Here is an 11645-nt window from a genome sequence, read left to right as displayed (position 1 = left end):
GTTTCCCACCCATGGCCAGCACCTCCGAGGACAAGCTCCGCGACTACCTCAAGAAGGTCACCGCGGACCTGCGGCGAACCAGGCTGCGGCTGGAGTCGGTCGAGGCCAGGGACGCCGAGCCGATCGCGATCGTCGGAATGGCCTGCCGCTACCCCGGCGGCGTCCGCACCCCGGAGGACCTGTGGCGGCTGGTGGCGGACGGCACCGACGCCATCGGTGAACTCCCGGCCGACCGCGGCTGGGACACCGAGGCGCTCTACGACCCCACCCCCGGCACCCCCGGCAAGAGCTACGTGCGGCACGGCGGATTCCTGGACGGCGTGGCCGACTTCGACGCCGAGCTGTTCGGCATCGCCCCCCGCGAGGCCCTCGCCATGGACCCGCAGCAGCGGCTCCTGCTGGAATCCGCCTGGGAGGCGATCGAACGCGCCCGGATCGCCCCCGCCTCGCTGCGCGGCACCGACACCGGCGTGTTCATCGGCGGCGCCGACACCGACTACGGCTCACTCGCCCGCCAGACCGAGGAGACCGAGGGGCACCTGCTCACCGGCGGAGCCGTCAGCGTGCTCTCCGGCCGGATCTCCTACACCCTCGGGCTGGAGGGCCCGGCCGTCACCGTCGACACCGCCTGCTCCTCCGCCCTCGTCGCCCTCCACCTCGCGGTGCGCGCGCTGCGGGCCGGGGAATGCTCGCTGGCCGTCGCCGGCGGCGTCGCCGTGATGCCCACCACCCGGCTGTTCACCGAGTTCTCCCGCCAGCGCGGCCTGGCCCCGGACGGGCGGTGCAAGCCCTTCGCCGAGGCGGCGGACGGCACCTCCTGGGCCGAGGGCGTGGGCGTGCTGCTGGTCGAACGGCTCTCGGACGCCCGGCGGCACGGCCACGAGGTGCTGGCCGTCGTCCGTGGCACCGCGGTCAACCAGGACGGTGCCAGCAGCCGGCTGACCGCCCCCAACGGGCCCTCCCAGCAGCGGGTCATCCAGGCCGCCCTGGCCAATGCCCGGCTCACCCCGGACCAGGTCGACGCCGTCGAGGCGCACGGCACCGGCACCACCCTGGGCGACCCGATCGAGGCCCAGGCCCTGCTCGCCACCTACGGCCAGGACCGGCCGGCGGACCGGCCGCTGTACCTCGGCGGCATCAAGTCGAACATCGGGCACGCCCAGGCGGCGGCCGGGGTCGCGGGTGTGATCAAGACGGTGATGGCGATGCGGCACGGGGTGCTGCCGCGGACCCTGCACGTGGACGCGCCGTCCGGTGAGGTGGACTGGTCGGCGGGGTCGGTGGAGCTGCTGGCCGAGGCCCGGGACTGGCCGGAGACCGGCCGCCCGCGCCGGGCCGGTGTCTCGGCCTTCGGGATCAGCGGCACCAACGCCCACGTGGTACTGGAACAGGCAGAGGACACGGCGGTGGCACCCGCGCCGGAGGAGGCCGCCCCGGCGCCGGCCGTGCTGCCCTGGGTGCTCAACGGCCGGACCGGCGACGCGCTGCGCGCCCAGGCCGCACGGCTGCTGGACGGCGCGGCCGGACTGTCCGCCGGGGACCTGGCGTGGTCGCTGGCGACCAGCCGCTCACCGCTCGGCCACCGGGCCGTGGTGGTCGGATCCGACCGGGAAGCGCTGCTGCGCGGCCTCGGCGTGATCGCGGCGGGCGAGGGCGAGGGCGAGGGCGAGGGCGAGGGCACGGGCACGGGCACCGGCGTGAGCCCGGCGGTCGTCGAGGGTGCGGTCCGGGGCGGCGGGACGGCCTTCCTGTTCTCCGGTCAGGGCTCGCAGCGGTTGGGGATGGGGCGGGAGTTGTATGCCCGGTTCCCGGTGTTCGCGGAGGCTTTCGATGCGGTGTGTGCGGAGCTGGACCTGCCGGTGCGGGAGGTGGTGTGGGGTGCGGACGCGGAGCTGCTGAACCGGACGGACTTCGCCCAGGCGGGGTTGTTCGCGGTGGAGGTGGCGCTGTTCCGGCTGGTCGAGTCGCTGGGCGTGCGGCCGGAGTTCGTGGCGGGTCACTCGATCGGCGAGGTCGCCGCCGCGCATGTGGCGGGGGTGTTCTCGCTGGCGGACGCGTGTGCGCTGGTCGCCGCCCGTGGCCGGCTGATGCAGGCGCTTCCGGAGGGTGGCGCGATGCTGGCGGTGCAGGCCGGCGAGGAGGAGGTCCGGCCGCTGCTGGGCGAGTCGGTGTCGATAGCCGCCGTCAACGGCCCGTCCTCGGTGGTCGTTTCGGGCGCGGAGGCTGCCATCGCGGCGGTCGAGGCGCGCTTCGCCGACCGGAGGACCAGCCGCCTGCGGGTGTCCCATGCCTTCCACTCGCCGCTGATGGACCCGATGCTGGAGGAGTTCCGTACCGTCCTCAACGGGCTGACGTACCACGCACCCTCGATCCCGCTGGTCTCCAACCTCACCGGCGAGCTCGGCGCGGACCACCGGTCGCCCGAGTACTGGGTGCGCCACGTCCGCGAGGCGGTCCGCTTCGCCGACGGCCTCCGCGCGCTGGAGACGGCCGGCGTCAGCCGCTTCCTGGAGCTCGGCCCGGACGGTGTGCTCACCGCGATGGCGGCCGCCTCCCTCGCCGGTGACGCCGTGACGGCCGCGCTCCTGTGCAAGGGCCGGCCCGAGGAGCCCACCGCGCTCGCCGCGCTCGCCCGTCTGCACGTCACCGGGGCGAACGTCGACTGGGCTGCCCTGTTCGCCGGCTGCGCCGTCCGTACCGTCGGGCTGCCCACGTACGCCTTCCAGCACCGCCGCTACTGGCCCACCCCCTCCGCGGCCGTCACCGGCGACCTCGGCGCCGCCGGCCTCCACGCGGCCGACCACCCGCTGCTCACGGCCGCCCTCGAACTGTCCGACGACGACGGCCTGTTGTTCACCTCCCGGCTCTCCCGGCAGTCCCACCCCTGGCTCGCCGACCACGTGGTCCGGGGCGACGTCCTGCTGCCCGGCACCGCCTTCCTCGAACTCGCCGTCCGGGCGGGCGACGAGGCCGGCTGTGACCGGGTCGAGGAGCTGACCCTGGCGGCGCCGCTGGTGCTGCCCGAACACGGGGGCGTCCAGCTGCAGCTGCGCGTCGGCGCGGCCGACGACAACGGCCGGCGCGCCTTCACGGTCGCCTCCCGCCCCGAGGACGCCGACGGCGGACCCTGGGACCAGCACGCGAGCGGCGTCCTGGGGACTGGTGCGGCGCCGGTGGAGTTCGATGCCTCGGTGTGGCCGCCGGCCGGTGCGCAGGCGGTGGACCTGAGCGGCCTCTACGAGGGCATGGCAGACGGTGGGTATGCGTACGGTCCGGTGTTCCGGGGTCTGCGGGCGGCCTGGCGGCGGGGTGACGAGGTGTTCGCCGAGGTCGCCCTGCCGGCCGGGACCGAGGGTACCGGTTACGGCCTGCACCCGGCGCTGCTGGACGCGGCCCTGCACGTGACGGCCGTGAACGGCATGCCGCACGGTGTGGTGCCCTTCTCCTGGGAGGAGGTGTCGCTGCACGCCTCCGGTGCCTCGGCGGTGCGGGTGCGGGTCACCCGGACCGGCGAGGAGTCCGTCGCGGTGGCGGTCACCGACAGCGAGGGCCTGCCGGTGGCGTCGATCGGGTCGCTGGTCCTGCGGGCGGCGTCGGCCGCCGATGCGAGCGCCTCCGCCCGTGACGCGCTGTTCCGGGTGGACTGGGTGCCGGTGGTGCCGGTTGGCGGGGTGTTTGTGGAGGTTGGGTCGCTGGGGGAGGTGCCGGCTGAGGTGCCGCCGGTGGTGGTGGTGCGGTCGGTGGCCGGTGGTGGGGTGCACGAGCGGTCGGCGTGGGCTCTGGAGTGGGTGCAGGGCTGGTTGGCGGAGGAGCGGTTCGCCGGTTCGCGGTTGGTGTTCGTGACGCGTGGTGCGGTGGACGGTTCGGATCTTTCCGCTGCTGCTGTGTGGGGTCTGGTGCGGTCGGCGGTTTCGGAGGAGCCGGGCCGGTTCGGTCTGGTGGATCTTGCGGGGGAGGAGGAGCTGCCGGCGTCGGCGCTGGGTGTGGATGAGCCGCAGTTGCTGGTGCGGGACGGCGAGGTCCTTGCGGCCCGGCTGGTGCGGGCCACTGCCCGGGCCGAGGCCGTGCCGGTGGTGTGGCCGGGTGAGGGCACGGTGCTGGTGACCGGGGGGACGGGTGGTCTGGGCCGGGTTGTCGCCCGGCACCTGGCGGGTGAGCACGGGGTGCGGAGTCTGTTGTTGGTGAGCCGCCGGGGTGCGGAGGCCGAGGGTGTGGGGGCGTTGCTGGCGGAGTTGGAGGCGCTGGGCGCGCGGGCGGTGGTCGAGGCCTGTGATGTGGCGGACGAGGGGGCGGTGGCGGGTCTGTTCGCCCGGCACGATATCCGTGCGGTTGTGCACACGGCGGGGGTGATCGATGACGGGGTGGTCGGCTCGCTGACCCCCGACCGGCTGTCGGCCGTGCTCCGGCCGAAGGCGGACGCCGCGTGGAACCTCCACGAGGCCACGAAGGACAGCGAGTTGGCGGCCTTCGTCCTGTTCTCCTCGGTCTCCGGCGTGTTCGGCGGCCCGGGCCAGGCCGCCTACGCGGCGGGAAACGCCTACCTGGACGCCCTGGCGGTGCACCGCCGTTCGCTCGGCCTGCCCGCCGTCTCCCAGGCCTGGGGCCCGTGGACCCACGACGGCGGCATGACCGCCACCCTCGCCGAGGTCGACCTGCACCGGATCGCCCGCTCGGGCCTACCGGAACTGACCCCCGCCGAGGGCACGGCCCTCTTCGACGCCTCGCTCGCGGCCGACGAGCCGGCGATCCTGCCCGTGCGCCTGGACCTCGCCGCGCTGCGCTCCCAGGAGCCGGTGCCCGCCCTGCTGCGCGGGCTGGTGCGTGGCCGGGTCCGCCGCACCGTGGTGGCCGGGCCTGCGGGATCGGCTGTGACGGCGGGGCTGGCGCAACGCCTGTCCACGCTGGGCGGCGAAGAGCGGCGCGCGGTGGTGCTGGAGCTGGTGCGTGAGCAGATCGCGGTGGTGCTGGGGCACGAGGGCGAGTCCGCGGTCGATCCGTCGCGGGCGTTCCAGGACCTGGGGTTCGACTCGCTGACGGCGGTGGAGCTGCGGAACCGGCTGCGGTCCGTGACCGGCCTCCAGCTGCCGTCCACGGTGGTGTTCGACTACCCGACGGCGGGCGCACTGGCCGGATTCCTGCTGGAGGGCCTGCTCGGGGCCGAGAGCGTGGTCCACGTCCCGGAGGCCCTGCCGGCACTGACGGACGACCCGGTCGTGATCGTGGGGATGGCCTGCCGCTACCCCGGAGGCGTCGCCTCACCGGAGGACCTGTGGCGCCTGGTCGCCCACGGGGTGGACGCGGTGTCGGAGTTCCCGGCCAACCGTGGCTGGGACCTCGACGCGCTGCACAGCGAGGACCGGTCGGCACCGGGCACCTCCTACACCCGGATGGGCTCGTTCCTCCACGACGCCGGGCAGTTCGACCCGGAGTTCTTCGGGATGAGTCCGCGGGAGGCGTTGGCGACGGATGCGCAGCAGCGGTTGCTGCTGGAGACGTCCTGGGAGGCGTTCGAGCGGGCGGGTATCGATCCGGTGTCGCTGCGGGGCAGCCGCACCGGTGTGTTCGCGGGCGTGATGTACACCGACTACCGCTCGCTGCTCGACGGCGACGAGTTCGAGGGCTTCCGGGGCAACGGGAGCGCCCCCAGTGTGGCGTCCGGACGCGTGTCCTACACCTTCGGGTTCGAGGGCCCGGCGGTGACGGTGGACACGGCGTGTTCCTCCTCGCTGGTGGCGATGCACCTGGCGGCCCAGGCGCTGCGCGGCGGTGAGTGCTCGTTGGCGCTGGCCGGTGGTGTGACGGTGATGTCCACCCCCAACACTTTTGTCGAGTTTTCGCGGCAGGGTGGGTTGTCGGCGGACGGGCGGTGCCGTTCGTTCGCGGAGGCGGCGGACGGGGTCGGCTGGGGTGAGGGCGTTGGCATGGTCGTGCTGGAGCGCCTCTCGGATGCGCGGCGCAACGGTCACCGGGTGCTGGCGGTGCTGCGGGGCAGTGCGGTGAACCAGGACGGTGCGTCCAATGGTCTGACGGCGCCGAACGGTCCGTCGCAGCAGCGGGTGATCCGGCAGGCGCTGGCGAGCGCGGGTCTTGCGCCCGCTGATGTGGGTGCGGTGGAGGCGCACGGGACCGGGACGACGTTGGGTGACCCGATCGAGGCGCAGGCGCTGCTGGCGACGTACGGGCAGGATCGTGAGCTGCCGTTGCTGCTCGGTTCTATCAAGTCGAACATCGGGCACGCCCAGGCGGCGGCCGGTGTCGCTGGTGTGATCAAGATGGTGCTGGCCATGCAGCACGGGCAGTTGCCGCGCACGCTGCACGTGGATGCGCCGTCCTCGCACGTGGACTGGTCGGCGGGGGCGGTGGAGCTGCTGGCGCAGGGTGCCGAGTGGCCGGACACCGGTCATCCGCGCCGGGCGGGTGTGTCGTCCTTCGGGATCAGCGGCACCAACGCCCACCTGATCCTGGAGCAGGGTGAACCCGAGGCCGTGCGGCACGGTTCGGTCGTCCCGGCCTCGATGCCCTGGGTGGTATCGGCCAAGTCCGCCGCCGCGCTCGACGCGCAGCTCGCACGGTTGACCGAGGCGGGTGAACTTCCCTCCGCCGATGTGGCGTTCACTCTGGCGGGCCGGTCGCGGTTCGCGCACCGGGTGGTGCTGGTGGACGGCGTGGAGGTGGCCCGGGGGGTGGCTTCGGAGGGCAAGCACGCCTTCCTGTTCTCCGGTCAGGGCTCCCAGCGGCTCGGGATGGGACGGGAGCTGTACGAGCGCTTCCCCGTGTTCGCGGAGGCTTTCGATGCGGTGTGTGCGGAGCTGGACCTGCCGCTGCGCGAGGTGGTGTGGGGTGAGGACGCGGAGCTGCTGAACCGGACGGACTTCGCCCAGGCGGGGCTGTTCGCGGTGGAGGTGGCGCTGTACCGGCTGGTCGAGTCACTCGGCGTGCGGCCGGAGTTCGTGGCCGGCCACTCGATCGGTGAGGTCGCGGCCGCGCATGTGGCCGGCGTGTTCTCGCTGGCCGACGCCTGCACCCTGGTCGCCGCCCGCGGCCGGCTGATGCAGGCGCTGCCCTCCGGTGGCGCGATGCTCGCGATCGAGGCGACGGAGGAGGAGGTCCGACCGCTGCTCGGCGACTCCGTCGCGCTGGCGGCCGTGAACGGGCCCACCTCGGTGGTCGTTTCGGGTACGGAGGAAGCGGTCGCGGCGCTCGGCGAGCACTTCGCCGAGCGGAGGACCAGCCGCCTGCGGGTGTCCCATGCCTTCCACTCGCCGCTGATGGACCCGATGCTGGAGGAGTTCCGTACCGTCCTCACCGGGCTGAGCTACCACGCGCCGTCGATCCCGCTGGTCTCCAACCTGACCGGTGAGCTGGTCACCGGCGCGACCGACGCGGACTACTGGGTGCGCCACGTCCGCGAGACCGTCCGCTTCGCCGACGGCGTCCGCGCGCTGGAGACGGCCGGCGTCAGCCGCTTCCTGGAGCTCGGCCCGGACGGTGTGCTCACCGCGATGGCGGCCGCCTCCCTCACCGGTGACGCCGTGACGGCCGCGCTCCTGCGCAAGGGCCGTCCCGAGGACACGAGCGTGCTGACCGCCCTGGCCCGTCTGCACGTCGCCGGAGTCGACGTCGAGTGGGCGGCCCTGTTCACCGGGACCGCTGCCCGTACCGTCGAGCTGCCCACGTACGCCTTCCAGCACCGGCAGTACTGGCCGGCCGTTACCCTCACCCGCGGCGGGGATGTCCGGCTCGCCGGTCTCGGCGCCGCCGAACACCCGCTGCTCGGCGCTGCCGTCGAGCTCGTGCACACGGACGGGTACCTCTTCACCGGCCGGTTGTCCGCCGGGACGCACGGGTGGCTGGCGGACCACGTGGTGCTGGGTTCGGTGCTGGTGCCGGGGACGGCGCTGGTGGAGCTGGCCGTCCGGGCCGGGGACGAGGTCGGTTGCGACCGGGTCGAGGAGCTGACCCTGGCGGCGCCGCTGGTCCTGCCCGAACGAGGCGGTGTCCTGGTGCAGGTGTGGGTCGGCGAGCCGGACGCGTCCGGGCGGCGCGCCGTTACCGTGCACGCCCGGCCGGAGGCGGAAGAGGGGACGGACTGGTCCCTGCACGCGAGCGGCGTCCTGGGGACGGGTGCGGTGCCGGTGGAGTTCGATGCCTCGGTGTGGCCGCCGGCCGGTGCGCAGGCGGTGGATCTGAGTGGTCTGTACGAGGGGCTGGCCGAGGCCGGGTTCGGTTACGGTCCGGTGTTCCGGGGCCTGCGGGCGGCCTGGCGGCGCGGTGACGAGGTGTTCGCCGAGGTGGCTCTGCCGGAGGGCACCGAGGGTGCGGGTTTCGGTCTGCATCCGGCGCTGTTCGACGCCTGCCTGCACGGCTTCGCGTTGGCCGGGTCCGAGGGGGAGGCCGGTTCCGAGGGCGGGGCCGGGGTGCCCTTCGCCTGGGAGGACGTGGCGCTGCACGCCGCGGGCGCGTCGGCGGTCCGGGTCCGGCTGACCCGGACGGCGGCCGATGCGGTGTCGCTGGCGATCGCTGACACCGAGGGACGGCCGGTGGCCTCGGTCGGGTCGTTGGTCGTCCGACCGGTGGCGGCGGACGCGGTGGCCTCGGTCGACCGGAACTCACTGTTCCGGGTGGACTGGGTGCCGGTGGAGCCGGTGGTACCGGTTGGCGGGGTGTTTGTGGAGGTCGGGTCGCTGGGGGAGGTGCCGGCTGAGGTGCCGCCGGTGGTGGTGGTGCGGTCGGTGGCCGGTGGTGGGGTGCACGAGCGGTCGGCGTGGGCTCTGGAGTGGGTGCAGGGCTGGTTGGCGGAGGAGCGGTTCGCCGGTTCACGGTTGGTGTTCGTGACGCGTGACGTGGTGTCGGGTGGTGACCTGGCGGGGGCGGCGCTCTGGGGTCTGGTGCGGTCGGCGGTTTCGGAGGAGCCGGGTCGGTTCGGTCTGGTGGATCTTGCGGGGGAGGAGGAGCTGCCGGCGTCGGCGCTGGGTGTGGATGAGCCGCAGTTGCTGGTGCGGGACGGCCGGCTGCTGGCTGCCCGGCTGGTGCGGACGGAACCGGCGGTCGTGCCGGTGGTGTGGCCGGGTGAGGGCACGGTTCTGGTGACCGGGGGGACGGGTGGTCTGGGCCGGGTTGTCGCCCGGCACCTGGCGGGTGAGCACGGGGTGCGGAGTCTGTTGTTGGTGAGCCGCCGGGGTGCGGAGGCCGAGGGTGTGGAGGCGTTGCTGGCGGAGTTGGAGGCGCTGGGCGCGCGGGCGGTGGTCGAGGCCTGTGATGTGGCGGACGGGGCGGCGGTGGCGGGTCTGTTCGCCCGGTATGAGATCCGTGCGGTTGTGCACACGGCGGGGGTGATCGATGACGGGGTGGTCGGCTCGCTGACTTCTGACCGGCTGTCGGCCGTGCTCCGGCCGAAGGCGGATGCGGCGTGGAATCTGCACCGGGCGGCTGAGGGTGTGGATGTGTTCGTGCTGTTCTCGTCCATGGCGGGGACGTTCGGGAGTGCGGGGCAGGCGGCGTATGCGGCGGGCAATGCCTGTCTGGATGCGTTGGCGGTGCACCGGCGTGCGTTGGGTCTGCCGGGGGTGTCGCTGGCGTGGGGGCCGTGGTCCGGGGTGGCGGGCATGACCGGCACCCTCACCGACGCCGAGTCCGACCGCATCGCCCGTCACGGCCTCCCGGCGATCTCCCCGGAACAGGGCACCGCGCTCCTCGACGCGGCGCTCTCCACCGGGCACGCGGCCGTGCTGCCGGTCCGGCTCGACCCCGCGGCGGTGGCGGCGCACGGTGACGTGCCTGCGCTGCTGCGGGGCCTGGTACGGGGGCGGGTGCGGCGTGCGGTCGTGGCGCGGTCGGCCGTGACGGCGGGGCTGGCGCAACGCCTGTCCGCGCTGGGCGGCGACGAGCGGCGCGCGGTGGTGCTGGAGCTGGTGCGCGAGCAGATCGCGGTGGTGCTGGGGCACCAGGGCGGGTCCGCGGTCGATCCGTCGCGGGCGTTCCAGGACCTGGGGTTCGACTCGCTGACGGCGGTGGAGCTGCGGAACCGGCTGCGGTCCGTGACCGGGCTCCGGCTCCCGGCGACCGTCGTCTTCGACTATCCGACCGCCAGCGCGCTGGCCGCCTTCCTGCTGGAGGGCCTGCTCGGGGCCGAGAGCGTGGTCCACGTCCCGGAGGCCCTGCCGGCACTGACGGACGACCCGGTCGTGATCGTGGGGATGGCCTGCCGCTACCCCGGAGGCATCGCCTCGCCGGAGGACCTGTGGCGCCTGGTCGCCGACGGGGTGGACGCGGTGTCGGACTTCCCGGCGGACCGCGGCTGGGACGTCGAGTCGCTGTACCACCCGGACCCGGACCACACCGGCACCTCCTACACGCGATCGGGCGGATTCCTGCACACCGCAGGGGAGTTCGATCACGAGTTCTTCGGGATGAGTCCGCGGGAGGCGTTGGCGACGGATGCGCAGCAGCGGTTGCTGCTGGAGACGTCCTGGGAGGCGTTCGAGCGGGCGGGTATCGATCCGGTGTCGCTGCGGGGCAGCCGCACCGGTGTGTTCGCGGGCGTGATGTACGCCGACTACGCCGGCCTGCTCGGCGGTGGTGAGTTCGAGGGGTACCAGGGCAGTGGCAGCGCGGGGAGCGTGGCCTCGGGCCGGGTCTCCTACACGCTGGGCCTGGAAGGCCCGGCGGTGACGGTGGACACCGCCTGCTCCTCCTCGCTGGTGGCGATGCACCTGGCCGCGCAGGCGCTGCGCAGCGGTGAGTGCTCGTTGGCGCTGGCCGGTGGTGTGACGGTGATGTCGACGCCGGGCACCTTCGTGGAGTTTTCGCGGCAGGGTGGGTTGTCGGCGGACGGGCGGTGCCGTTCGTTCGCGGAGGCGGCGGACGGGGTCGGCTGGGGTGAGGGCGTTGGCATGGTCGTGCTGGAGCGCCTCTCGGACGCCCGGCGCAACGGTCACCGGGTGCTGGCGGTGCTGCGGGGCAGTGCGGTGAACCAGGACGGTGCGTCCAATGGTCTGACGGCGCCGAACGGTCCGTCACAGCAGCGGGTGATCCGGCAGGCGTTGGCGAGCGCGGGTCTTGCGCCCGCTGAGGTCGACGCGGTGGAGGCGCACGGCACCGGGACGACGCTGGGTGACCCGATCGAGGCGCAGGCGTTGCTGGCGACGTACGGGCAGGACCGTGAGCTGCCGCTGTTGCTCGGTTCGATCAAGTCGAACATCGGGCACGCCCAGGCGGCGGCGGGTGTGGCGGGTGTGATCAAGATGGTGCTGGCCATGCAGCACGGGCAGTTGCCGCGCACGCTGCACGTGGATGCGCCGTCCTCGCATGTGGACTGGTCGGCGGGGGCGGTGGAGCTGCTGGCGCAGGGTGCCGAGTGGCCGGCCACCGGTCATCCGCGCCGGGCGGGTGTGTCGTCCTTCGGGATCAGTGGGACGAACGCCCATGTGATCCTGGAGCAGGGTGAACCCGAGGCCGTGCGGCACGGTTCGGTCGCTCCGGCCTCGATGCCCTGGGTGGTATCGGCCAAGTCCGCCGCCGCGCTCGATGCCCAGACCGCGCAACTCGCCCGGATGGACGGCCCGTCCGCCCTCGATGTGAGCCTGACGCTCGCCGGGCGGTCGCGGTTCGCGCACCGGGCGGTGCTGGTGGACGGCGTGGAGGTG

1 protein-coding gene (running past one end of the window) is annotated in these 11645 nt (G+C 73.8%); it reads left to right on the top strand.

All coding sequences use genetic code 11. The features are described 5' to 3' along the window. The first annotated feature begins 11 nt into the window (after window positions 1-11). A protein-coding gene (locus ACIRVF_RS22930) for an SDR family NAD(P)-dependent oxidoreductase (protein WP_402820701.1) crosses the window boundary here: on the top strand, window positions 12-11645 show its beginning. Its footprint extends 19302 nt past the window's final position; 11634 of the gene's 30936 nt are visible here — the first part of the coding sequence; it begins with the start codon at window positions 12-14; its stop codon lies beyond the right edge, outside the window.

This window comes from Kitasatospora sp. NPDC101157 (genome assembly GCF_044768255.1).
Taxonomy (GTDB): Bacteria; Actinomycetota; Actinomycetes; order Streptomycetales; family Streptomycetaceae; genus Kitasatospora.
Note: the sequence above shows the minus strand (reverse complement) of the source record. Positions and strands in the feature narration are given on the sequence as shown.